Origin of the sequence: Streptomyces albospinus (assembly GCF_014648695.1) — a bacterium.
GTDB lineage: Bacteria > Actinomycetota > Actinomycetes > Streptomycetales > Streptomycetaceae > Streptomyces > Streptomyces albospinus.
Genome location: NZ_BMRP01000014.1, coordinates 91,755 through 116,348, shown reverse-complemented (window position 1 = coordinate 116,348; position 24,594 = coordinate 91,755). Strand labels below are relative to the sequence as shown.

The window sequence follows — 24,594 nt, the reverse complement described above, 5'->3', positions numbered from 1 at the left end:
ATTGTCGGCCCTGCCACCGACAATCGGCGACGGCCCGGCGCCACGCCCGCCTCGGGCGCGTCGCCGGGCCGCCGTTCGAGCCCGCTCAGCTATCGCGCGTTACGCGTATCCCGCGCTACGCGCTCTTGGACGGCGCGGCGGACGGTGAACCGGACGCGCCCTGGTTCTGACAGCCCTTCTGCTTGGCCATCGCCTTGCCCACGTCGCCGGCCTCCAGCTTCTTGAACGCCTGCTCGCTCTGCGTGTTGAGCTTGTTGATCCCGTTGGAGAGATTGCGCAGCCCGTCCGCGAACTTCAGCTTGTCCGAGGTGTCCAGGCCGTCGACCTGCTTCTTGAGGGCGGCGTATCCCGTGGAGAGGGAGTTGAGTTCCTTGACCGCGTTCTTCTGCGCGTCCGCGCCGCCGTCGCTCGGCGGCGCCCCCGCCTTGTCGAGGGACTTGGACAGCTCGCCGTACGCCTGCGAGATCTGCCCGAACGCCGTCGAGTCGGTCTGCTGGACCTTCTTGGAGTCCGCGTTGCCGGTGTCGGCCGTCTGCATGGCCGCGTTGGCGTCCTGGATCTGCTTGAACGGAGCCTGCGCGGGGTCGCAGAACGACTTCGCCCAGCTGTCGAGCTTCTTGCTGTTGTTGTCGCTGCTGCAACCGGTCAGCGCGAGCAGGAGTGCCGCACCGCCGGACAGTGCAGCCACAAGCTTCTTGTTCACCGGATTGGTCCCTTCCATGGCTCTCGGCCCCGGAACATACACGGCCAAACGGCCTGGTCGATGGGACGGGCATCCTCTCCGGCCCGCATTGCAGCCATTTGCACCAAGGACGGCGGGGTCGGCCGGACACACCGCGGGCGGGTGTCCGGCGCGCACAAAAAGCGCCGTCCACCCGCCCGTTGAGCGGTCCTCAGGCCGTTCCGCCGGCCGCGCCTCCTAGGACGCCACGGCCGTTTCGGTCGACTTCGCGACGCTTCCGGAATCCTCCGAGTTGTTGTCTTCATCACCTACGGCGATACCGCGCCGCTTGGAGACGTAGACCGCGCCGACGATGACCGTGAGGGCCACTGCGGCAGCCGCGGCCCGGATGCCGAGACTCTTGTCATGGCCGTACGAGAACTTCACCACGGCCGGCGCGATCAGCAGCGCCACCAGGTTCATGACCTTCAGCAGCGGGTTGATCGCCGGACCCGCGGTGTCCTTGAACGGGTCGCCGACGGTGTCCCCGATGACCGTCGCGGCATGCGCCTCGCTCCCCTTGCCGCCGTAGTGGCCGTCCTCGACCAGCTTCTTGGCGTTGTCCCACGCACCACCGGAGTTGGCGAGGAAGACCGCCATCAACGTGCCGGTGCCGATCGCGCCCGCCAGGAACGAGCCGAGCGCCCCGACGCCGAGCGAGAAGCCGACCGCGATGGGCGTCAGCACCGCCAGCAGCCCTGGCGTGGCCAGTTCGCGCAACGCGTCCTTGGTGCAGATGTCGACGACCCGCCCGTACTCGGGCTTCTCGGTGTAGTCCATGATCCCGGGGTGCTCGCGGAACTGCCGGCGCACCTCGAAGACCACCGCCCCCGCGGACCGCGACACCGCGTTGATCGCCAGCCCGGAGAACAGGAAGACGACCGAGGCCCCCAGGATCAGCCCCACCAGGTTGTTGGGCTGCGAGATGTCCAGGCTCAGCCCCATCCCGCCGGCCGCCCGGCCGATGTCCCGTACGGCGTTGGCGATCGCGTCCCGGTACGAGCCGAACAGCGCGGACGCCGCCAGCACCGCCGTCGCGATGGCGATCCCCTTGGTGATGGCCTTGGTGGTGTTGCCCACCGCGTCCAGGTCGGTCAGCACCTGCGCGCCGTCGCCGGTGACGTCACCGGACATCTCGGCGATGCCCTGCGCGTTGTCGGAGACCGGGCCGAAGGTGTCCATCGCGACGATCACGCCGACCGTGGTCAGCAGGCCGGTCCCGGCCAGCGCCACCGCGAACAGCGCCAGCGTGATGGAGGCGCCGCCCAGCAGGAACGCCCCGTAGACGGCCAGCGCGATCAGCACCGCCGAGTAGACCGCCGACTCCAGGCCGAGCGAGATACCGGAGAGCACGACGGTGGCCGGGCCGGTCAGGGAGGTCTTCCCGATGTCCTGGACGGGCCGCCGGTTGGTCTCGGTGAAGTAGCCGGTCAGCTGCTGGATCAGCGCGGCCAGCACGATCCCGATAGCGACCGCGACCATCGCGAGCATCCGCGGATCGCCGCTGCGGCCCAGGATCTCCGGGTCGCTGACGCCGCCGAGGTCCTTGTAGCTGGACGGCAGGTACGTGAACACCGCGGCGGCCACCAGGACCAGCGAGATGCCCGCGGAGACGAAGAAGCCGCGGTTGATGGCCGTCATACCGCTGCGGTCCCGGCGCCGGGGCGCGACGACGAAGATCCCGACCATCGCGGTCAGCACGCCGATGGCGGGCACCAGCAGCGGGAACGCGAGCCCGGCGTCGCCGAAGGCCGCGGTGCCCAGGATGAGCGCGGCGACCAGGGTCACGGCGTACGACTCGAAGAGGTCGGCGGCCATACCGGCGCAGTCGCCGACGTTGTCGCCGACGTTGTCCGCGATGGTGGCGGCGTTGCGCGGGTCGTCCTCGGGGATGCCCTGCTCGACCTTGCCGACGAGGTCGGCGCCGACGTCCGCGGCCTTGGTGAAGATGCCGCCGCCGACCCTCATGAACATCGCGATCAGCGCGGCGCCGAGACCGAAGCCCTCCAGCACCTTGGGCGCGTCCACCGCGTACACCAGCACCACGCAGGACGCGCCGAGCAGGCCGAGTCCCACGGTGAACATGCCGACGACGCCGCCCGTGCGGAAAGCGATCTTCATGGCCTTGTGGGAGACGGCCGTAAGATCCTTTTCCCGGGAATCGCCGTCGCCCGGCGTCGCCTCCCTGGCCGCAGCCGCCACACGCACATTACTGCGCACCGCGAGCCACATGCCGATATAGCCGGTGGCCGCCGAGAATCCGGCGCCGATCAAGAAGAAGGCGCTGCGTCCGGCGCGCTGCGTCCAATTGTCCGCAGGCAGCAACATGAGCAGGAAGAACACCACGACGGCGAATACGCCGAGGGTCCGCAACTGCCGGGCCAGGTAGGCATTTGCGCCTTCCTGCACGGCCGCCGCGATCTTCTTCATGCTCTCGGTTCCCTCGCCGGCCGCGAGTACTTGGCGGACCAGCACCGCGGCGACGGCCAGCGCGGCCAGCGCGACGACGGCGATCACCAGCACGATGTCGCGATTTCCCGCCGTAAGTGACGGTCCGGCCAGAAGTGAGGGGGTGTCCAGCAACTGAGGGGTGTGAGGCCCCGCCATTCGTCCTCCTTGACGTTATGGCACATGGGCGCGCGGAAGCACGCTCAGGCGTCCTGAGCAAGATGTGGACGGATTGTAGGGAGCCACGGTTGATCAAAACAGGGCGCCTCAAAGGGAATTCGCCTGCTCCTGGGAAGATCAAAAGGTTGGCGGTTCGCCGAATTCGCCCGCACGAGGGAAACTCCCGAATTCGCTGACCCCTGGCCGATGATCTCGTTTTCCTACTGATCGCCGCTGCTCAAAGACACCACGCTGCCGCGTGAGTCGACTGCGACCGACGTGAAACCGGAGGGAATTGAGCCGCCGCCCCGCCGCCGCACGGCCGGCGCCCGGCACCTCCGCCACCCGTGGGAGCATGATGATGAGCCGTCAGATCGCGTCCGGATCGCATCGCCCCTGGCCGACACGGAGCTCCCCGACGGCCGACAACGGCCTCACGGGGGCGGGAAAAGCTGCCGCGCTCGACTGCGGGAGCACATGGCCGGCAGCGCCACGATCGTGCGGACCGGCACGCTCACGATCGGCGCGCGCCCGACCGGGTTCTCGGTGCTGTACGCGGAGGGGTGCGCGCTCCCTCGGCCGCGCACGAAGACCCGCTGGTCCCCGGAGCAGTCCGCCCGGTGCTCCGCTGGCTCTGCCCGGCCGCCCTACCCCTACGGCAGGACCGGAGCCGGGTTCGCGGGCCAGCTCATACGGATCAGCCCGCCGTCCTCGCCAGAGGTGACCTCCACGTCGTCGACCAGCCCGCTGATCACCGCGAGGCCCATCTCGTCCTCGCCCTCGGCGTCGGCTTCCGCGGCGCCCTCGGCCTCGGTGCCGCCCGCCCCGCCGGGGCCGGACACGCCGTCGCCCACCTCGATCGAGAACTTCTTCTCGTCCTCGATCAGCACGACCCGCACCGGAGCCGCGATGCCATGGCTTTCGTGCAGCCCCACGGCCCGGCTGCACGCCTCGCCCACGGCGAGCCGCACCTCGTCCAGCACGGCCTCGTCCACCCCCGCCCGCCGTGCCACGGCAGCCGCGACCAGACGCGCGGTCCGGACGTGCTCGGGAAGGGCGCTGAAGCGAAGTTCGACGGTGGCCATGCCATCCCCCTAGTGATGCGGGCGTGCGATGCGGGGGGCCGGACTGGTGTGTCCGGAACCCCCCACTCCTTCCACCCCCGCGCCGAGGGCGCGGGGGACCGGCAAACCGTCAGTCAGTAGCTGCGACGGCTTCATCGACCGAGGTGTGAATCGGAAACACCTTGGTCAGACCGGTGATACGGAAGATCTTGAGAATGCGCTCCTGATTGCAGACCAGGCGCAGCGAGCCCTCATGGGCACGCACGCGCTTCAGCCCGCCCACCAGGACGCCGAGCCCTGTGGAGTCGAGGAAGTCGACACGTTCCATGTCCACCACGAGGTGGTAGCTTCCGTCGTTCACAAGCTCGACCAGCTGCTCCCGCAGCTTGGGCGCGGTGTATACATCAATCTCGCCACCGACCTCGACGACCGTACGGTCGCCAACGGTCCGGGTCGACAGGGACAGGTCCACGGATCCTCCAGCACCTTGCTATCGAGCGGTCGCCCCCCTGGGGCCTCCCCACCGAAGGTAGGGGCGGATCGGCAGCCGCGATGGCATTCAATCACTTACCAGCAGGCGTGCACGACGCCTTGTGAGCATTGTCCGTCACTCCGGTGACACACTCGGTGCCGATGGCCTCCAATCGACTCCCGCCGGATCCGGGCACGCGCACTCCCCCAGGCATGATTCTCGACCGTCTCGCCCGGGGCGCGACCCGCGCTGCGCGCATCACTCATACGGAGCACTTGCCCCCGCGCATCGGCAGCCATGCCGACTGGCCGGCACAGATCCGGCCGGAAGTGATCGACGCCATCCGTTCGGCCGGAATCGATCGCCCCTGGGCCCACCAGGCAAGGACGTCCGAACACGCGCTCCGCGGCGAATCCGTCGTCGTCGCCACCGGCACCGCCTCCGGCAAGTCCCTGGCGTACCTCGCGCCGGTCCTCTCCACGCTCCTGGACGGCTCCGAGGCGCCGAACGGCCGGGGGACCACGGGCCTGTACCTGGCGCCCACCAAGGCCCTGGCGGCCGATCAGCGGCGCGCCGTACGCGAGCTGGCCGCCCCGCTGGGCACCGCGATCAGGCCCGCCGTCTACGACGGCGACACCCCGGTCGAGGAGCGCGAGTGGGTCCGCCAGTACGCCAACTACGTCCTGACCAACCCGGACATGCTGCACCGCGGAATCCTCCCGGCCCACCCCCGCTGGTCCTCCTTCCTGCGCGCGCTGCGCTATGTCGTCATCGACGAATGCCACACGTACCGCGGCGTCTTCGGCTCCCACGTCGCCCAGGTCATCCGCCGGCTGCGCCGGATCTGCGCCCGCTACGGCTCCGAGCCGGTCTTCCTGCTGGCCTCCGCCACCGCCGCGGAACCGGCCGAGGCCGCCTCCCGGCTCACCGGTCTGCCCGTGGCGGAAATCACCCAGGACACCTCGCCGCGCGGCGAGTTGGTCTTCGCGCTCTGGGAGCCGCCACTGACCGAACTGCACGGCGAGCAGGGTGCTCCCGTCCGCCGCACCGCCACCGCCGAGACCGCCGATCTGCTCACCGACCTCACCGTCCAGGGCGTGCGCACCGTCGCCTTCGTACGCTCCCGGCGCGGCGCCGAGCTGATCGCCCTGATCGCGCAGGAGCGGCTCGCGGAGGTGGACCGCTCGCTGCCCGCGCGGGTCGCCGCCTACCGGGGCGGCTATCTGCCCGAGGAGCGCCGGGCCCTCGAACGAGCCCTGCACAGCGGCGAACTCCTCGGTCTGGCCGCCACCACCGCGCTCGAACTGGGCGTGGACGTCTCCGGCCTCGACGCCGTGGTCATCGCGGGCTATCCGGGCACCCGGGCGTCGCTGTGGCAGCAGGCCGGGCGGGCGGGCCGCTCCGGGCAGGGCGCGCTGGCCGTCCTGGTGGCCCGCGACGACCCGCTGGACACCTATCTCGTCCACCACCCCGAGGCGCTCTTCGACCAGCCCGTCGAATCGACGGTGCTGGACCCCGACAACCCGTACGTACTCGCCCCGCACCTCTGCGCCGCCGCCTCCGAACTCCCGCTCACCGAGGCCGACTTCCCGCTCTTCGGCCCGGAGACCGCCGGGCTGCTGCCGCAGCTGGAGGCGGCGAGCCTGCTGCGCCGGCGCACCGCGGCCTGGCACTGGACGCGCCGCGAGCGGGCCGCCGACCTCACCGACATCCGCGGCCAGGGCGGCTCGCCCGTCCAGGTCGTCGAGGCCGGCACCGGGCGGCTGCTGGGCACCGTCGACGCCGCCGCCGCGCACACCGCCGTCCACGACGGCGCGGTCCACCTCCACCAGGGCCGCAGCTATCTCGTCCGGCGCCTCGACCTTGAGGACAACGTCGCCCTCGTCGAGGAGGCCAACCCGCCCTATTCCACGACCGCCCGGGACACCACCGCGATCTCCGTCCTGGAAACCGACACGGAGGTCCCCTGGGGCGACGCCCGGCTGTGCTTCGGCTCCGTCGAGGTCACCAATCAGGTGGTCTCCTTCCTGCGCCGCAAACTGATCACCGGGGAGGTCCTGGGCGAGACCAAGCTCGACCTGCCGCCCCGTACGCTGCGCACCCGTGCGGTGTGGTGGACGGTCACCGAGGACCAGCTCGACGCCGCCCGGATCAATCCCGAGCAGCTGGGCGGCGCCCTGCACGCCGCCGAACACGCCTCCATCGGCATGCTGCCGCTCTTCGCGACCTGCGACCGCTGGGACATCGGCGGCGTCTCCGTCCCCCTCCACCCGGACACCCTGCTGCCGACGGTCTTCGTCTACGACGGCCACCCCGGCGGCGCCGGCTTCGCCGAACGCGCCTTCCACACGGCCGCCGCCTGGCTCACCGCCACCCGCGGCGCCATCGCCGCCTGCGAATGCGAGGCCGGCTGCCCGTCCTGCATCCAGTCCCCCAAGTGCGGCAACGGCAACGACCCGCTCCACAAACGGGGCGCCATCCGGCTCCTGGGGGAGCTGCTGCGGGGTGTACCGGAGGCGTAGCCCGGCGGGTGGGCGCGGCGCGGGGCGGGCCCGGCCGCTCGGCGTACGGAATCCGGTCTCCGGGCCCCGGCCGCTCGCGGCCCCCGGGACGGTCCCGGCGGGGCCCGCCCGCGCCCGTACCCGCGAGGTGAACGGGCGGCTGCCGGCCTCGGCCGTGACATCGGCGATCGGCGCGGCCACCGAGCACCGCACCAGGCGGGTGTGCTGCCCGGCCGCCACCCGGCGGGCCGCCGCGCAGGCCGCCGCCGGGCCCCGGAGCGCCCGGTCGGCAGCGGCCAGCGCCGCCAGATCCGCGGCGGCGCCCGCCCGGTGCCGGGCCGTGACGGCCTGGCCGACGGCCATCAGGCCCGCGAAGACCGCGCACAGCGCCGCCGCCGCGACGACCGTCCACACCGTCGCGGACCCTTCATCACCGCACCGTCTCCTCCGCAAGAGCCACCGCCTCCCCACCGACCCGCACCGTCATCCGGCCCACGCCCGGCAGGTCGGCCTCTACCCGTACGCGGACCAGGTCGCCCTCCCGCGCCACCGCGATCCGCGCCCCCTTGGGCGCCGCACCGCGCGCCGCCGTGAGGACCCGCGCCGGCGGCTCCGACCGCGCCGCCGCCCGCGCCCCGGCCCGTGCGGCATCCACGCAGGCGATACGGGCACAGGCGGCCATCAGCCCCCAGATCAGCGCCGCCGCGACCACCACCAGCACCGGCAGCACCACGGCCGTCTCCGCCGTCACGAACCCGGCGTCCGGCGCGGTCCGCCCGCCGGCCCGGCCCGGGCCCCCACGGGGACCGCGGGCCGGCCCGGAACTCCGCCTCTCAGAACGGCGCATCGAGCGCCCTCTGGATCACGGACCGCAGCATCGACATCACCTGACCACTCGTCAGGATCTTGTAGAGCACCGCCGCGAACGCGCACGCCGCGAGCGTCCCCACGGCGTATTCCGCGGTACTCATCCCGCGGTCCCGCCCGGCCGCACGCACCCGCGCCCACCATCGTCGAAACATCTCAACCCCCTTGAAACAGCCTGAACATGAACTCGATCCGTTGGATTGCCGGACGCGGAGTCCCGGCACTCCCGCACCGTTCAGCCGCGCCCCAGCAGCCCGCCCGCCAGCCCGATCAGCACCGGCGCCACACCGAGCACCAGGAACGCCGGCAGGAAGCACCCCGACAGCGGGAGGGTGACCAGCACCCCCGCCCGCCGGGCCCGTGCGGTCGCCGCCCTGCCCCACTCGGCGCGGAGCCCGGCCGCGATACGGGACGCCGACTCGACGGCCGGGGCCCCGGATATCCCGGCGCGCTCCATGCAGCGCGCCAGTCCCGCGGCTCCGGGGAGGGCGGCCAGGCGGGGCCATACGGCGGCCGGTTCGCCGCCCAGGCGCAGTTCCGCCGCGATGTGGCGCAGCCGCTCGGCCACGGTCCCGTCCAGCGACCGGCCCACCGCCTCGGCCGCCTCCCGCGGCCCGGCGCCGGCCGCCAGACAGGCCGCCAGCAGGTCGCCGGCCGGGGCCAGTTCGGCGCCCACCCTGGCTGCCGCCGTCCGGCCGGCCGCCGCGGCGCGCTGCCGGGCCGACCAGCGGTACGCTCCCCACCCGACGGCGAGTCCCGCCACGAGACCGGCCACCCCGCCCACGAGGACGGCCACGAGCCCGGCCGTCCCCAGAGCCCCGCCCCACTCCCTCAGCCGACCGTCCCGCCGACCGCCCTGCTGCGCCGCCGCCCGTCCGCTCCACCGGCCGCGGACGGCCGCCCACCACCCGCGAACACCCGCCTCGCTCCCGTACGGGCCGCCTCCCGCAGCGCCCAGCACGGCCGGCACCCGCCGCCGTACGGAGCGCCCGCGGTGCGCCTCCCGCACCAGTGGCACCGAGCGCAGCGCGACCATCACGGCCGTCGCCACCGCCACCGCGATCCCCACCCTGTGGACAACTTCCTGGCCCACCGCCCCCACCCCGCTCATTTCCGTACCTCCGCCGCATCCGCGACGATCCGGGCCGTCCAGGCCACCCCGCCCCACTCCAGAAGCCCGCCGACGGCCAGGCACCCCCAGCCGGCCGGGGTGTGCAGCAGCACCCCGAGCGGATCGGCACCGAGGGCGCCACCCATCAGGAGCCCGCCCGCCGGCAACAGCGCGAGCATCAGAGCGGTGGCCCGCGGCCCCGCCAACTGGGCCCGCAGCTCCTCGCGTTGCTCCCGCTGCGCTCCGAGTCCGGCCGCGATCCGCTCCAGCCCGCGGGCCAGTCCGGCGCCGCCCTCCACCGCCACCTGCCAGCACGCCGCCATACCGGTCAGCCCCTCGGCACCGGGCAGCCGCGCCGCCGCCCGCAGCGCCCCGGGGACGTCGCCCCCGTAGCGCGCCGCCGCCAGCACCCCCGCGCCCGCCTCCCCCAGCCCCGGCTCCCCCGGCCCCGCCGCTCCGGCCGCGGCGAGGGCCCGGTCCGGCTGCTGCCCGGCCCGCAGTTCCCCCGCCACCGCCGTGCACAGCGCGATCACCGCCGCCGCCCGCCGGTCCGCCTGCCGCCGGGTCCCCCGCGCGGCCAGCCACCGCCGTACGACGACCATGCCCGCCGGCGCCGCCACCACCGGCAGCACCGACCGCCCCAGCAGCCCCAGCCCGATACCCGCCGGCAGGCACCACAGCTCCGCACCGATCCCGCCCCGCCGACCGAGCCGCAACCGCCGCCCCGCTTCCCCGTCGACCACCCGCGCCGCGCACCACCCGCGCCACCGGTCCCACCACCGCACCGCTGCGGGGCCACCCGCCGCTCCACCGCCGAGCACCGCAGCCGCCCGCCGCCGCAGCACCCCGTCCCGCCGGAAGTCCGCAGCCATACGGACCGCGCCCCCGGCACCCAGCACGGCGACCACCGCCGGCACCACCCCGGACGTCAGCACCCCTCACCACCCCTCTCGCACAACCGCGTCAACCGCCCCCATCCGCGCGCCTCTTGGAACCCGTCCGGACTCCAGACCGCGGCCGGCACGGTCACCACGAAGCCGTCCCGATCCCGCTCCAGGACATGGACCTCGGCGATCCGCCGCCGGCCGGCCCGGTCCCGTACGAGATGCAGCACGACGGACAGCGCAGCCGCCAGCTGGCTGTGCAGCGCCGCCCGGTCCAGACCCGCGGTCGACCCCAGCGCCTCCAGCCGGGCCGGGACGTCGCACGCGGCATTGGCATGGACCGTCCCGCAGCCCCCCTCGTGCCCCGTATTCAGCGCCGCCAGCAGATCGGTCACCTCGGGGCCGCGCACCTCGCCGACCACCAGCCGGTCCGGGCGCATCCGCAGCGCCTGCCGTACGAGATCCCGCAGGGTGACCCGGCCGACGCCCTCCTGATTGGCAGGCCGGGTCTCCAGCCGCACCACATGGGGGTGGTCCGGCCGCAGCTCCGCCGAATCCTCGGCCAGCACGATCCGCTCGGCCGGGCCGACCAGCCCGAGCAGCGTGCTGAGCAACGTGGTCTTGCCGGAGCCCGTACCCCCGCTGATCAGGAACGACAGCCGGGCCGCCAGCAGCGCGCCCAGCAGCCGCTCGCCGCCGGGCGGGACCGTCCCGGCCGCCACCAGCTCCGGCAGGGCGAAGGCCCGGGGCCGCAGCACCCGCAGGGACAGACAGGTCCCGGCGACCGCCACCGGGGGCAGCACGGCGTGCAGCCGGGTGCCGTCCGGGAGCCGGGCGTCCACCCACGGCCGGGCGTCATCCAGCCGCCGCCCGGCGACCGCCGCCAGCCGCTGGGCCAGTCGGCGCACCTCGGCCGCGTCCCGGAACCGGACGTCCGTACGCTCCAGTCCGCCGCCCCGGTCCACCCACACCGCGTCCGGCGCGGTCACCAGCACATCCGTCACATCTGGGGCGGCCAGCAGCGGCTCCAGCGGGCCGCTGCCCACCATCTCGGACCGCAACGCGCCCACCACGCCCAGCACTTCGGCGTCCCCGAGGAGCCGACCCGCCTCGCGCAGCGCCACCGCCACCCGGGCCGGTGTCGCCTCCGCGCCGTCCTCGGCGAGCCGCCGGCGCACCACCTCCAGCAGTTCCTGGCTCATACCCGGACACCGCCCCCGCCGGCGACCCCGAGCCATCCGGCGCCCAAAGCACCGCCGGCACCCCGGCTCCTACGGGGCCACCACCCCGCACCGCACCGGAGCCCGTCCCGCCACCAGCTCCCGAACCGGCACCCGGCCGCGGCCCCGCCGGCACCCGCCGGCCGCCACCGCCACCGGGCCGCACCGCACACCCGCCGCCTCATACCGGCACACCCCCCTGCTCTCCACCGGAACCCGCGTCCCCGCGAGCCGCCGCCCCGGGATCCCCGACGCCGCCGCCCCGCACCCGACTCCAGAACCCCGCACAGAACCGCGCCAGCGGCCCCCGCGCATCCGCCCCCGGCACCGCGCCGCGCGCCAGGTCCTCCACCACCCCGTCCTCATAGGGCAGTTCACCCGCCAGCGGCAGCCTCAACAGCCGCGCGACCTCCGCCGCCGGCAGCCCGCCGCCGCGCTGGAGCCCCGGAGCCCCGCAGGCCACCACCCGCACATCGCGGAGCACCATCCGCACCCCGTCGGCCACCCGCCGCGCCGCCGCCACCGCGCGCAGCTCCGCGGGGACGAGCAGCAGCCCCAGGTCCACCTGCGCCAGCGCCTCCGCCGCCGTCTCGTCGACCCGACGGGGCAGATCCACGACCACCACGCCGCCCCGCCGCCTGGCGGCGGCCAGCACCGCGCGCATGGCCGCGGGCGGGATGGCGACCTCGGTGCCCCGGTCCCAGCTGAGGACCCGCAAGGAGTGCAGGCGCGGCAGCGACTCCGCCAGGGCGCCGCCCGCCACCCGGCCGCGCGACTCGGCGAACGCGGGCCATCGCAGCCCCTTCTCCTTCTCGCCGCCCAGCAGGACGTCGATCCCGCCGCCCAGGGGGTCGCCGTCCACGAGCAGGGTCCGCTCCCCCGTACGGGCGGCCGTGACCGCCAGCGCGCCGGCCAGCGTGCTCGCACCGGCGCCGCCGCGCCCGCCGATGACGCCGACCGTCAGTGCGGGCGGCCCCACCCCCTCGACCGCGTCGGCGATCCGGTCCACCAGCCAGCGCTCGCCCTCGGGGAGCGCCAGCACCCGCTCCGCCCCGATGGCCACGGCCTGGCGCAGCAGGGCGGTGTCGTCCGCGTCCCGGCCGACGAGGATGACGCCCGCGCGGCGCCCGCCGCCGGATAACCGGGCGGCGCAGTCCGCGCCCACGATCACCAGCGATGCGGATTCCCCCCGCTCTTTACCGGCCGGAGGGCCGTGCCCCACTTCGGGCAGCGCACCGGCCGCCGCACACAGCCGCAGAAGGTCGTCGAGGAGCTCTTCGTCCTCGGTGATCAGCAACGGCCCGTCCCGCTCTTCACCGCTTCGCACCGGCTGGTCGGAAGTAGATGATCCGGACACGTTCTGTCCCCCTATCGCTACACAACTCACACCTCCGCGAACTCCGCGGACTTTTACGGTGCAGCGATCGGGAAATCTCCGTGGATCTTGACCCAAAACTGTGGACAACTCCGCGGTTGTGAATATCCCCGTCACCTATTCCAGCGACGAACGGCGACTTCTGAGGCGCGAGAGAAGCCTCCGCAGAGCAGTCCGACGACTACGGTGAGTGATGGCGTATGCATGACAAGCGATGCCGGGGGGCTATGCCCGCACAGGCGGCGGATCGGGGGTTCACGGCGGAAAAAGCGTCCGGACATGCGACGACCCCCGCCGGGGGGGAGAGCGGGGGTCGTCCCCACGGCCGACTCGGGGGGGGAGGAGCCGGACCGGGTTAGCACGGTCGCGAACGATCCGTGACTTCCATGGTGTACCCGAGAGCCTTCTCAGGCAAACCCACGCGCCACACCTTACGCCGAATGGTGGGCGCCTATGCTCACCCCGTGGAAAACCACTCCGTGCCTCACTCGACTCCCCGTACTGCCGCGTTCTTCGACTTGGACAAGACCGTCATTGCAAAGTCGAGCACGCTGACCTTCAGCAAGCCGTTCTACCAAGGCGGCCTGATCAATCGGCGGGCCGTACTGCGCACCGCGTACGCCCAGTTCGTGTTCCTCGCAGGCGGCGCGGATCACGACCAGATGGAGCGGATGCGCGAATATCTCTCCTCACTGTGCCGCGGTTGGGATGTGGCACAGGTCCGGGAGATCGTCGCCGAAACGCTGCACGATCTCATCGACCCGATCATTTATGACGAAGCGGCCTCACTCATCGAGGAACACCACGCGGCCGGAAGGGACGTCGTGATCGTCTCGACGTCCGGCGCCGAGGTCGTCGAGCCGATCGGCGAACTCCTGGGCGCGGACCGGGTGGTGGCCACCAGGATGGTCGTCGGCGAGGACGGCCGCTTCACCGGAGAGGTGGAGTACTACGCCTACGGCCCCACGAAAGCGGAGGCCGTCCGGGAACTGGCCGCCTCCGAGGGATACGACCTGCGGCGCTGCTACGCGTACAGCGACTCGGTGACCGACGTGCCGATGCTGGAGACGGTCGGCCACCCCTGCGCGGTCAACCCGGACCGGGCGCTGCGCCGCGAGGCGGTCGCCCGCGGCTGGCCGGTGCGCACCTTCAGCCGCCCCGTCCCGCTCAAGCAGCGGCTGCCGACGCTGTCGATGCCCTCGCGGCCGGTGCTCGCCGTCGTCGCAGCGGTGGGCGCGGCGGCCGCGACCGCGACCCTGGTCTGGTACACGAACCGGCGTAATAGCGGAAAGAAACGCCTTGCCGTAATGCCCGTATTTGTCGCCAAACGTAAAGATCTGGGGGCTGGGGTTCCGCTTACTCCGCATGAGTAGTACAAAGGAAGTAACGGCCCGCGAGACCAAGGACATCCGAGAGGAACACCTTTAACCGCATCAAGGCCCACGGACCGATGCATGAATGTCGAGCACCCACGCGACGCCGACCCGTCGATTACGGGCCAGCCGCACCAGGTAACCGGACAACGATTCCGACCTGATGGGCAAATATCGTGCACGCTTGGTAACCCGGCAGACGTGCCAGCGGCGGTACCTCAGGGTTGGTACCGCCGCAACCCGTGTCAGGGGCGCTGAGTTCCGCTCACGCCGCGCCGCGCTGGAGCGCCTCGCAGACGGCGGTGCTCTCCCGTACGCCCAGCTCGACCGCGCGCCCGCAGTGCGCGATCCACTCCGCGACGCCCTCGGGCGTGCCCGAGGCGTATCCCCGGAGGGCCGCCGTGTAGGCCGCGCTCCCCTGTTCTGCGTGGCCGACCTCCGCCGAGCAGATGGCCTTCGGGTCCAGTCCGCTGCCGACCAGGACGATGCGCTGCGCGGCCCGCGCGACCAGCCCGTTGTACGAGCCGAAGGGCCGCAACGCCAGCAGCTCGCCGTGCACCACCGCGGCGGTCACCAGGGCCGGCGCCTCGGTGCCCGCCAGCAGCAGCCGCGCCAGCCCGTCCAGCCGCCCGGCGACCTCCTCGGCGTCCGGCAGCGCCAGCTCGACCAGCGGCTCGTCCACCGGCTCGGTGCCCAGCCGCGGCCGGCCCACCGTCTCGTCCGCCGCGCCACCGCCGGCCGCGACCAGATGGAGCCGCGCCAGCACCCGCAGCGGCGACTGCCGCCACACGCTCAGCAGCTGGCCCGCCTCGGCGGTCAGCCGCAGCGCCGCGCCGACCGTCCACGGCTCGCCCGGCACACCGAAGTCGGTGCGCCGCCGGACCTCTTCGAGCGCCCAGTCGGCCCCCGAGAGCGCCGCGGAACCACGGGCTCCGCGCAGCGCCGCCTCGGCGGTGATCTCGGTGCTGCGGCGCCGCATGATCCGGTGCCCGTAGACCCGGTCGACGGCCTTGCGTACGGAGTCCACGGCGTCGGTGACGCCGGGCAGCGTCGCCAGCGCCGCGAGCGGATCGGCGCTCGCCTTCGGGGGTTCGGGGGTCGTCCCCCCGGAGATTCCAGCCATGAGGACGACCCTACGCACCATGAGGCCAGACCCCTCGAAGGAGTGGTCTTCTTCACGTAAACCTCTCGCGGAGAGCTATCTCACGCCTACGCTTGGTGAACATGAAGATCGCTTTCGTAGGCAAGGGCGGCAGTGGCAAGACCACCCTGTCCTCGCTGTTCATCCGGCAGCTGGCCGCGGCCCGGCTCCCCGTCATCGCGGTGGACGCCGACATCAATCAGCACCTGGGCGTCGCGCTCGGCCTGGACGAGGCGGAGGCCGCCGAGCTGCCCGCGATGGGCGCCCATCTCCCGCTGATCAAGGACTACTTGCGCGGTGCCAACCCCCGGATCCCGTCCACCGAGACGATGATCAAGACGACGCCGCCCGGCGAGGGCTCGCGGCTGCTGCGGATCTGCGAGGACAACCCGGTCTACGACGCCTGCGCCCGCACCGTGCCCCTCGACGACGGGGCGGTGCGGCTGATGGCCACCGGCCCGTTCACCGAGTCCGATCTGGGCGTGGCCTGCTACCACTCCAAGGTCGGCGCGATCGAGCTGTGCCTGAACCACCTCGTGGACGGCCGCGCGGAGTATGTCGTGGTCGACATGACCGCCGGATCCGACTCCTTCGCCTCCGGGATGTTCACCCGCTTCGACATGACGTTCCTGGTCGCCGAACCGACCCGTAAGGGCATCGCCGTCTACCGCCAGTACAAGGAGTACGCCCAGGACTTCGGCGTCCCGTTGAGGGTGGTGGGCAACAAGGTCCAGGGCCCCGACGACCTGGCGTTCCTGCGTGCCGAGGTGGGCGACGACCTACTGGTGTGCGTCGGGCACTCCGACTGGGTGCGCGCCGTGGAGAAGGGCCGCCCGGCCCCCTTCGCGCTGCTGGAGGAGGCCAACCGCCGCGCCCTGGAGGCGCTGCACGACGCCGCCGACGCGTCCTACGAGGGCCGTGACTGGGAGCGCTACACGCGCCAGATGGTGCACTTCCACCTGAAGAACGCGGAGAGCTGGGGCAACGCCAGAATGGGCGCCGACCTGGCCGCCCAGGTCGACCCCGCCTTCGTGCTCTTCGAGGGGACGGCTACCCCGCAACCGGCCTGACCCGCGCCGCCTGCTCCGGGCCGGGCGCCTCGCGGGAATCGGAGAGGTACGCCGCCCAGCCCTCCTTCGGCGCCCAGCCCTCCTTCGGCGCCCGGCCCACCGGCAGCTCCTGGAGCCGGGCCAGCACCTCCGGATCCTGCACGTCCAGCCAGTCGCTCAGCTGCTTGAAGCTGACGCGGTGCACGCCCCTGCGTGGGCAGATGTCCTTGATCGCCTCTTCGACGGCCTCCATGTAGATGCCGTCGTTCCAGGACTCGAAGTGGTCGCCGACGAACAGCGGGGCGCGGTTTCCGTGGAAGGCGCGGTCGAAGGCGTCGAGGAGGCCGCCGCGCATCCGCCGGCCCCAGAGGGCGTGCATGGCGCGGTCGCCATGGTGGTACCCGACTGGTTGGCGAGGAAGTTGTAGTCCATCGAGAGCGTCTCGAAGTCGCGGCCGGGGAACGGTATCTCCTGTAGCGGGAAGTCCCAGATGCCGTCGATCCGCCGCGGCCAGGTCTGCCGGCCGCCCGCCGAGCTGGCGTCGTAGCGGAAGCCCATCTCCTTGGCTGCGGGTATCGGATTGCACTGCCCTTCCAGACAGGGCGCGCGGCCTCCCACCAGTTCCCTGGCGTAGTCGAACGGGAGCGGCTGCTCGTCCCTGGGGCCGGAGTTGGTCTTCCAGTTCCGGACGAACGACACGGCCTGCTCGATCTCGCTCTGCCACTCCTCCGGCGTCCAGCTGCCGACGCCCCCGTGGGAGCCGCAGAAGTGGCCGTTGAAGTGGGTGCCTGTCTCGTTGCCGTCCTCCCAGGCACCGCGTATCTGGGCCACGGTGTCCCTGATCCCTGGATGTCGTTGAAGCCGATCGCCGAGGCGCCGGGCTCGTGCCGGGGCGGTTCGCAGAGCTCCGCCCTGTCGCCGGGGAGCAGGTGGACGCCGCTGAGGAAGTACGTCATCGTCGCGCCGTACTTCTTGCCGACGGCCCGGAAGTGCGAGAAGAGCCGCTACCCGTCCTCCCCCGCCCCGTCCCAGGAGAAGACCACGAACTGCGGTGGTTTCCCGCCCGGCTTGAGGCCCTGGGGCCGCGGCTGGTACGGCTGCGCCCCGGAGCAGCCGGCCATCGCCGCCGGCACCACCGTGACCGCGATGCGTGCCGTCGTCTTCGATATGCCTGCCATCAGCCGCCTCATTCCTGGTGCCGGGCACACCTTCTGAGCGATTTATAAGAAAAACCACTTCTAAATCCATATATGCCTGAACAAGCGAGCAAAGCAGCAAGGCGGCAGTCGCGTTATTCACTCGATAGATGGAACGGCTGACTCGTATGCCCGAAATGACCCCTCGGGGGCTTTACGCTCCATTACGATTCATTTACCGATGCTTGAGAGTCACCGGAACGTCACCCACCGCGACGACCGCCGGCCGGCTCGCGTCCCGCCGCAGTACACCGCCGCCCCACGATCGCGCCCCCGCGCGACCGCGCCGCCCCGGAGGAGACGGGAATGTCGCAGATCCAGAAGCCGCCGCAGCCACCGCGGACCGAGATCCCTCCCGAGCCCGGTACGCCCGCCGGGCCCGGCCCCCGCCGGAAAGGGGACCGGTACGCCACCTGGCGCGGCGACCTCTCCGCCTCTGCCGTCGTCTTCCTGCTCGCCGTCCCGCTGTCGCTCGGCATCGCCCTGGCCACCGGCGCCCCGCTCCAGGCCGGCCTGGTCGCCGCGGCGGCCGGCGGGATCGTCGCGGGCCTGCTCGGCGGCGCCCCGCTCCAGGTGACCGGCGCGGCCACCGGCCTCCTGGTGGTCACCGCCGACCTCGTCCAGCGCTACGGCTGGCGCGCCACCTGCGCGATCACGGTCCTGGCCGGCCTCGCCCAACTCGCCCTGGGGGCAGTGCGGGTGGCCCGCGCCGCCCTGGCGATCAGCCCGGCGATCGTGCACGGCATGCTCGCCGGTATCGGTGTCACCATCGCCGTCGGGCAGCTCCATGTGGTACTCGGCGGCAGCCCGGACAGCTCGGCCGTCGACAACGCCGTGGCGCTGCCCGGCCAGTTGGCGCATCCGCATGCCGTCGCGGCGGCCATCGGGGCCGTCACGGTCGCCGTCCTCGCCGGCTGGCCGCGGCTGCCGGGCCGCGCGGGGCGCTGGGCGCGGCTGCTGCCCGCCCCGCTGGCCGCGGTGCTGGCCGCGACCGCGGTCGGCGCGGGGGCGGCGGTGCCCCGCGTCCAGCTGCCGTCCTGGCGGCTGCCCCAGCCACCGGTGCTGCCGGACGCGTCCGTGGCGGCCCTCGCCGCGGCGGTGCTGACCGTCACCCTCGTCGCCAGTACGGAGTCGCTGCTGTCCGCGGTGGCCGTGGACCGGCTCGCCGCAGAGCGGCCCGGGGCCGCCACGGAACGGCCACGGCTCAACCGCGAGCTGGCCGCCCAGGGCGTGGCCAACATCGTCTCCGGGCTCGCGGGCGGGCTGCCCGTCTCCGGGGGCGCGATCCGCGGCTCGGCCAATGTGCAGGCCGGTGCGGCCACCCGCCGGGCGACCGTGCTGCACGGCGTGTGGGTGCTGTTGTGCGCGGGCCTGCTGGCCGGGGTGCTGGAGCTGATCCCGCTGGCCGCGCTCGCCGCGCTGGTGATGGCCGTCGGCGTACGGATGGTGAGCTTTGCGCACATCCGGCATGTGCAGCGGCACCGCGAATTCCCGGTGTACGCGGCCACGTTGGGCGCGGTGGTGCTCCTCGGCGTGCTCCAGGGCGTACTGACCGGGATCGCGGTCGGGGTCTTCCTGGCGCTGCGCCGGCTGACGCACACCCGGGTCGCGGTGACGGAGGAGTCCGACGGCCACCGGGTGCGCATCAGCGGGCAGTTGACGTTCCTGGCGGTGCCGCGGCTGACCCGGGCACTGGCCCTGGTGCCGCCGGGCGCCGGCGTCGTCGTCGAACTGTGCGGCTCGTTCATGGACCACGCCGCCTACGAGGCGTTGCAGTCCTGGTCGGCCGCCCACCGGGCGAGCGGCGGCTGGGTGCGTCTCGGGGGCCGCTCGGGCCGCCCGATCGCCGAGCCGGCCAGTGCGCACGCCTGCCGCCCGTGGACGCCCTGGCGCAATCACCACTGCACCCGACCCGCCCCGGACCGTACGGCGGCCCATGAGAGCAGCGGCAGCCAACTGCTGGGCGGGATCAGCGCGTTCCAGCGGCACACCGCCCCGCTGGTGCGCGAGGAGCTGGCCCGGCTGGCCCGGGAGGGGCAGCGGCCCACCCAGCTCTTCCTGACCTGCGCCGACTCCCGGCTGGTGACGAGCATGATCACATCGAGCGGTCCGGGCGACCTGTTCACCGTCCGCAACATCGGCAATCTGGTGCCACCGCCCGGCTCGGACGCCTCCTGCGACTCGGTGGGCGCGGCGATCGAATACGCCGTCGAGGTGCTGCGGGTCGGCTCGATCACCGTCTGCGGGCATTCGGGGTGCGGCGCCATGGCGGCACTGCTCGGCTCGGCCGCGTCCCCGGCCGAGCCGGCCGAGGCGACGCCGCTCGCCCGCTGGCTGCGGCACGGCCGCCCGAGCCTGGCCCGCATGGAGCGCATCGGGCGGCTGGGCAGGGGTGAAGTCGCGCTCGGCGAGCGGCCGGTGGGCGACGACCAGGAGCGGCTGGCGCTGGTCAACGTCCGCCAGCAGCTCGACCACCTGAGGACGCATCCGTCCGTCGCCCGCCGGACGGCGGAGGGCTCGCTCACGCTGCACGGCATGTATTTCCATGTCGCCGAGGCCCAGGCGTACGTGCTCGACGAGCCCAGCGGGTGGTTCCGCCCCGTCCACGCCGATGTTCAGGTGGCCCGGATCTGACCCGTAGGACGGCCCCGCGGGCGGCCTGCCGCGGCCGGGGGACGGGCCGCGGCGCCGCCTCCGGAGCGGGCGGCGCGCGCCCCGGGCGCCCCGCTCCGGCGGGAGACACACGGCGCCGCCGAGTGACGCTGTACCCGAAGCGTCGTTAGTGCCAGGATCGATGGGGGTTGACCAACCTCCGCTTGATCATTGAGCATTTGGCCCATTGGCCTATTGGTCTACACCACAGCGTCCTCGGGAGCCGTCGACATGGACAAGCGTCCTTCCATCTCCAACATGCTCAAGGAGGAGCGGCGGTTCGCGCCGCCCGCCGACCTGGCCGCGCACGCCAACGTCACGGCCGCCGCGTACGAAGAGGCCGCGGCGGACCGGCCGGGCTTCTGGGCCGCGCAGGCCAAGCGCCTGACCTGGGCGACCGAGCCCACCGAGACCCTTGACTGGTCCAACCCGCCGTTCGCGAAGTGGTTCGCCGACGGCAAGCTCAACGTCGCCTACAACTGCGTGGACCGCCACGTGGAGAACGGCCTGGGCGACCGGGTCGCGATCCACTTCGAGGGCGAGCCGGGCGACACCCGCACGATCACCTACGCCGAGCTCCAGAGCGAGGTGTGCAAGGCCGCCAACGCCCTGACCGCCCTGGGGGTGCGCAGCGGCGACCGGGTCGCCATCTACCTGCCGATGATCCCCGAAGCGGTCATCGCCATGCTGGCCTGCGCCCGGCTGGGCGCCCCGCACTCCGTCGTCTTCGGCGGCTTCTCCGCGGACGCGCTGGCGACCCGTATCCACGACGCCGACGCCCGTGTGGTGATCACCGCCGACGGCGGCTACCGCCGCGGCAAGCCGTCCGCCCTCAAGCCGGCCGTCGACGAGGCGCTGACCCGTCCCGGCACCGAGGACGTCCGCAGCGTCCTGGTCGTGCGCCGTACCGGCCAGCAGGACATCGGCTGGACCGACGGCCGGGACGTGTGGTGGCACGAGTTCGTCGACCGGCAGAGCGACCGGCACACCCCCGAGGCGTTCGACGCCGAGCACCCGCTGTTCATCCTCTACACCTCCGGGACGACGGGTAAGCCCAAGGGCATCCTGCACACCACCGGCGGCTACCTCACCCAGGTCTCGTACACCCACCACGCGGTCTTCGACCTCAAGCCGGAGACCGACGTCTATTGGTGCACCGCCGACGTCGGCTGGGTGACCGGCCACTCGTACATCACCTACGGCCCGCTCTCCAACGGCGCGACCGAGGTGCTCTACGAGGGCACCCCGGACAGCCCGCACCAGGGCCGCTGGTGGGAGATCGTCCAGAAGTACGGCGTGACGATCCTGTACACCGCGCCGACCGCGATCCGCGCCTGCATGAAGTGGGGCGACGACATCCCGGCGAAGTTCGATCTGTCCTCGCTGCGCGTCCTGGGGTCGGTCGGCGAGCCGATCAACCCCGAGGCCTGGATGTGGTACCGCAAGCACATCGGGGCGGACGCGGCACCGATCGTGGACACCTGGTGGCAGACCGAGACCGGCGCGATGATGCTCAGCCCGCTGCCGGGCGTGACGGACACCAAGCCCGGCTCGGCGCAGCTGCCGCTGCCCGGTATCGCCGCGACCGTGGTCGACGACGACGCCAACGAGGTCCCGGACGGCTCCGGCGGCTATCTCGTGCTGACCGAGCCGTGGCCGGCGATGCTGCGCACCATCTGGGGCGACGACCAGCGCTACCTGGACACGTACTGGTCCCGATTCGCCGGCAAGTACTTCGCCGGGGACGGTGCGAAGAAGGACGAGGACGGCGACATCTGGCTGCTCGGCCGGGTCGACGACGTGATGCTGGTGTCCGGCCACAACATCTCCACCACCGAGGTGGAGTCCGCGCTGGTCGCGCACCCGAAGGTGGCCGAGGCCGCGGTGGTCGGCGCCACGGACCCGCAGACCACCCAGGCCATCTGCGCCTTCGTCATCCTGCGCGGCGGCGCGGCGGAGGACGAGGGCCTGGTCGACGAGTTGCGCACGCACGTCGGCCGGCAGCTCGGGCCGATCGCCAAGCCCAAGCGGATCCTGCCGGTCGCGGAACTGCCCAAGACCCGCTCCGGCAAGATCATGCGGCGGCTGCTGCGCGATGTCGCCGAGAACCGCGACCTCGGCGACGTCACCACGCTCACCGACTCCTCCGTCATGGACCTGATCCAGGCGAAGCTGCCGAGCGCGGCAGCCGAAGACTGAGCCGCCTGAGCTGCTCGGCACACGGAGCCGCAGGGCTCACGGAGGGGGCACCGGCCGTCGCGGCCGGTGCCCCCTCCGGCGTTTCCGGGGTGCCGCTCCCGGCGGCCGTAAGCCCGGAATGCCCGTAAAGTTAACCCCACGCCTCAACCCCTTGCACCCGCCCGGTAAAGTGGGGAACCGCGTCAATGACGCGCTAAGAAACTCTGGGTGCGCCGGGAAGTCTGGTCGGCAACTGCTACTGCCGTTCACAGCTGCCGGAGGTCAACCGCGTGACTGCGCCCAGCAACCGCCGCTCCATATTCCTCGGCCGGATGCCGCTGCCGGAGCGGAACTTCATCGCCGATGCGCTGCGCGCCGAGACCGTGGGCGGCGTCCTGCTCCTGGTCGCCGCCGTGGCGGCGCTCATCTGGGCCAACACCCTCGGCGGCAGCTACGAGGCGGTCCGCGGCCTGCACATCGGCCCGGCCCGGCTCGGCCTGGACCTCTCGCTCCAGCACTGGGCCGCCAACGGCCTGCTCGCGGTCTTCTTCTTCGTCGCCGGCATCGAGCTCAAGCGCGAACTGGTCGCCGGCGAGCTGCGCGACCGCAAGGCCGCCGCCCTCCCCGTCATCGCCGCCCTCTGCGGAATGGCCACGCCCGCCGTCGTCTACTTCACCGTCAACGCCGTCGGCGGCGGCTCCCTCAAGGGCTGGGCGGTCCCCACCGCCACCGACATCGCCTTCGCGCTCGCCGTCCTCGCGGTCATCGGCACATCCCTGCCGTCCGCGCTGCGCGCCTTCCTGCTCACCCTCGCCGTCGTCGACGACCTCTTCGCGATACTGATCATCGCGATCTTCTTCACCTCGAAGATCGATTTCCTGGCGCTCGGCTTCGCCGTCGTCGGCCTGGCGATCTTCTACCTGCTGCTGCGCAAGGGCGTCCGCGGCTGGTACGTCTACGTCCCGCTCGCCGTGGTGATCTGGGCCCTCATGGAGAACAGCGGGGTGCACGCCACCATCGCCGGCGTCACCATGGGCCTGATGCTGCGCTGCCACCGCCGCGACGGCGAGACGCAGTCGCCCGGCGAGCACATCGAGCACCTGGTCCGCCCGCTGTCGGCCGGTCTCGCGGTACCGCTCTTCGCGCTGTTCTCCGCCGGTGTGTCCATAACCGGCGGCGCGGTCCACGACGTCTTCACCCGGCCCGAGACGCTGGGCGTGGTGCTCGGCCTGATAGTGGGCAAGGCGTGCGGGATATTCGGCGGTACGTGGTTCACCGCCCGCTTCACCAAGGCCGAACTCAATCCCGACCTCAGGTGGCCGGACGTCTTCGCCGTCGCCTCCCTGGCCGGCATCGGCTTCACCGTCTCCCTGCTCATCGGCGAGCTGGCGTTCGCCAAGGACCCGGCACTGGCCGACGAGATCAAGGCATCGGTCCTGATCGGCTCGCTGCTCGCGGCCCTCCTCGCCGGCATCCTCCTCAAGATCCGCAACAACAAGTACCGCCGCCTCTGCGACGAGGAGGAGCGCGACGAGGACCAGGACGGCATCCCCGACATCTACGAACTCGACAAGCCCGAGTACCACCTGCGGATGGCTGCGATCCTCGAAGCGAAGGCCGCGGAGCACCGCCGCCTGGCCGAAGTGGCCTCCGGCGCCCGCGCCGGGGACGATGGTCCGGCATGATCTGAGAGGCTTTGCATCCAGGTGAAGAGAAGAGGGAGACGGCGATGAGCGCAGCCGACGACGGTGGGGACCGCAGCCTCGGGCAGCTGGTGGCCACGGCGACCGCCGAGATGTCCGCGCTGGTGCACGACGAGATCGCACTGGCCAAGGCCGAGCTGCGGCAGGACGCCAAGCGGGCGGGCATCGGCAGTGCCGCGTTCATCGTGGCGGGCGCACTGGCGCTGTTCGCGCTGCCGGTGCTGAGTTTCGCGGCGGCGTACGGCGTCCACAACCTCGGGCTCGGGCTCGCCTGGTCGTTCCTGATCGTGGGCGGCGCCTTCCTGGTCGTCGCCGCCCTGCTGATCCTCATCGCGCTGGCGAAGCTCAAGAAGATCAAGAAGCCGGAGAAGTCGATCGCCTCCGCCAAGGAGACCGCGGCCGTCCTCCAGAAGGCCAAGCCGCACCCGCGCGAAGAGCTCCCGGACCACCAGGTCCTGGAGTCTGTGACACGCTCGTAGT

At 72.5% G+C, this 24,594-nt stretch carries 18 protein-coding genes and 2 pseudogenes; 7 read left to right on the top strand and 13 right to left on the bottom strand.

The window, feature by feature from the left end:
• Positions 1-115 precede the first annotated feature (115 nt).
• From IEZ17_RS20475 to bldG, 4 genes are all read right to left on the bottom strand, one after another.
• On the bottom strand, positions 116-703 hold the full coding sequence (locus IEZ17_RS20475) for a small secreted protein (protein ID WP_189302179.1): 588 nt from the start codon (positions 701-703) through the stop codon (positions 116-118).
• Positions 704-919: 216 nt separating this feature from the next.
• Positions 920-3,328: a sodium-translocating pyrophosphatase gene (locus IEZ17_RS20470; RefSeq protein ID WP_189302178.1), complete on the bottom strand. Its 2,409-nt coding sequence runs from the start codon at positions 3,326-3,328 to the stop codon at positions 920-922.
• A gap of 653 nt (positions 3,329-3,981) precedes the next feature.
• Positions 3,982-4,413, bottom strand: coding sequence for an ATP-binding protein (locus tag IEZ17_RS20465; protein ID WP_189302176.1), 432 nt, complete (start codon positions 4,411-4,413; stop codon positions 3,982-3,984).
• A 109-nt stretch (positions 4,414-4,522) separates the two neighbouring features.
• Complete coding sequence (gene bldG, locus IEZ17_RS20460) at positions 4,523-4,864, bottom strand: anti-sigma factor antagonist BldG (RefSeq protein WP_004571875.1); 342 nt, start codon at positions 4,862-4,864, stop codon at positions 4,523-4,525.
• Positions 4,865-5,025: 161 nt separating this feature from the next.
• On the opposite strand from bldG, the gene sftH reads away from it, so the two are divergent.
• The gene (sftH, locus tag IEZ17_RS20455) at positions 5,026-7,386 is read left to right on the top strand and encodes a DEAD/DEAH box helicase (protein WP_229852440.1); all 2,361 of its coding nucleotides are present in this window, start codon (positions 5,026-5,028) and stop codon (positions 7,384-7,386) included.
• 159 nt (positions 7,387-7,545) lie between these two features.
• Here sftH and IEZ17_RS44490 read toward each other — a convergent pair.
• The 7 genes and pseudogenes from IEZ17_RS44490 to ssd form a co-directional block, all read right to left on the bottom strand.
• Positions 7,546-7,779: pseudogene (locus IEZ17_RS44490) on the bottom strand (Rv3654c family TadE-like protein); the annotation flags it as partial.
• A gap of 16 nt (positions 7,780-7,795) precedes the next feature.
• Positions 7,796-8,212 (bottom strand): TadE family type IV pilus minor pilin, encoded by a 417-nt coding sequence (locus IEZ17_RS20445; protein ID WP_189302174.1) that lies wholly within the window; start codon positions 8,210-8,212, stop codon positions 7,796-7,798.
• On the bottom strand, positions 8,199-8,336 hold the full coding sequence (locus IEZ17_RS20440) for a DUF4244 domain-containing protein (protein WP_308427676.1): 138 nt from the start codon (positions 8,334-8,336) through the stop codon (positions 8,199-8,201). Before IEZ17_RS20440 ends, IEZ17_RS20445 begins: the two co-directional genes overlap by 14 nt.
• 131 nt (positions 8,337-8,467) lie before the next feature.
• Positions 8,468-9,343, bottom strand: coding sequence for a type II secretion system F family protein (locus IEZ17_RS20435; protein WP_229852439.1), 876 nt, complete (start codon positions 9,341-9,343; stop codon positions 8,468-8,470).
• Positions 9,340-10,215 (bottom strand): type II secretion system F family protein, encoded by an 876-nt coding sequence (locus IEZ17_RS20430; protein WP_189302339.1) that lies wholly within the window; start codon positions 10,213-10,215, stop codon positions 9,340-9,342. Before IEZ17_RS20430 ends, IEZ17_RS20435 begins: the two co-directional genes overlap by 4 nt.
• A 56-nt stretch (positions 10,216-10,271) precedes the next feature.
• Complete coding sequence (locus IEZ17_RS20425; RefSeq protein WP_189302170.1) at positions 10,272-11,429, bottom strand: TadA family conjugal transfer-associated ATPase; 1,158 nt, start codon at positions 11,427-11,429, stop codon at positions 10,272-10,274.
• A gap of 199 nt (positions 11,430-11,628) precedes the next feature.
• Positions 11,629-12,804, bottom strand: coding sequence for a septum site-determining protein Ssd (ssd, locus tag IEZ17_RS20420; protein ID WP_189302168.1), 1,176 nt, complete (start codon positions 12,802-12,804; stop codon positions 11,629-11,631).
• 458 nt (positions 12,805-13,262) lie between these two features.
• Between ssd and IEZ17_RS20415 the strand changes: the two genes are divergently transcribed.
• Positions 13,263-14,195, top strand: coding sequence for an HAD family hydrolase (locus tag IEZ17_RS20415; protein WP_189302337.1), 933 nt, complete (start codon positions 13,263-13,265; stop codon positions 14,193-14,195).
• 265 nt (positions 14,196-14,460) lie between these two features.
• Here the strand turns inward: IEZ17_RS20415 and IEZ17_RS20410 are convergent, their stop codons facing one another.
• On the bottom strand, positions 14,461-15,318 hold the full coding sequence (locus tag IEZ17_RS20410) for a Fic family protein (protein ID WP_189302166.1): 858 nt from the start codon (positions 15,316-15,318) through the stop codon (positions 14,461-14,463).
• 101 nt (positions 15,319-15,419) lie between these two features.
• Here IEZ17_RS20410 and IEZ17_RS20405 point away from each other — a divergent pair, with 101 nt between their 5' ends.
• Positions 15,420-16,406, top strand: coding sequence for an ATP-binding protein (locus IEZ17_RS20405; RefSeq protein ID WP_189302164.1), 987 nt, complete (start codon positions 15,420-15,422; stop codon positions 16,404-16,406).
• Here the strand turns inward: IEZ17_RS20405 and IEZ17_RS20400 are convergent.
• A pseudogene (locus IEZ17_RS20400) lies at positions 16,387-17,506 on the bottom strand (polysaccharide deacetylase family protein). The gene IEZ17_RS20405 and the pseudogene IEZ17_RS20400 overlap by 20 nt on opposite strands.
• 381 nt (positions 17,507-17,887) lie before the next feature.
• Between IEZ17_RS20400 and IEZ17_RS20395 the strand changes: the two are divergent.
• The 4 genes from IEZ17_RS20395 to IEZ17_RS20380 all read left to right on the top strand — a co-directional run bounded on the left by IEZ17_RS20395 (position 17,888) and on the right by IEZ17_RS20380 (position 24,593).
• Positions 17,888-20,215: a SulP family inorganic anion transporter gene (locus IEZ17_RS20395; RefSeq protein WP_189302162.1), complete on the top strand. Its 2,328-nt coding sequence runs from the start codon at positions 17,888-17,890 to the stop codon at positions 20,213-20,215.
• Positions 20,216-20,464: 249 nt separating this feature from the next.
• A complete protein-coding gene (acs, locus tag IEZ17_RS20390; protein ID WP_189302160.1) occupies positions 20,465-22,432 on the top strand; it encodes an acetate--CoA ligase in 1,968 nt (655 codons plus the stop codon).
• A gap of 311 nt (positions 22,433-22,743) precedes the next feature.
• Positions 22,744-24,096, top strand: a complete 1,353-nt coding sequence (gene nhaA, locus IEZ17_RS20385; protein ID WP_229852457.1) for a Na+/H+ antiporter NhaA — start codon at positions 22,744-22,746, stop codon at positions 24,094-24,096.
• Between the two features lie 44 nt (positions 24,097-24,140).
• Entirely contained in the window at positions 24,141-24,593 is a 453-nt protein-coding gene (locus IEZ17_RS20380) for a phage holin family protein (RefSeq protein ID WP_189302156.1), read from the top strand.
• The last annotated feature ends 1 nt before the right edge of the window (position 24,594 follow it).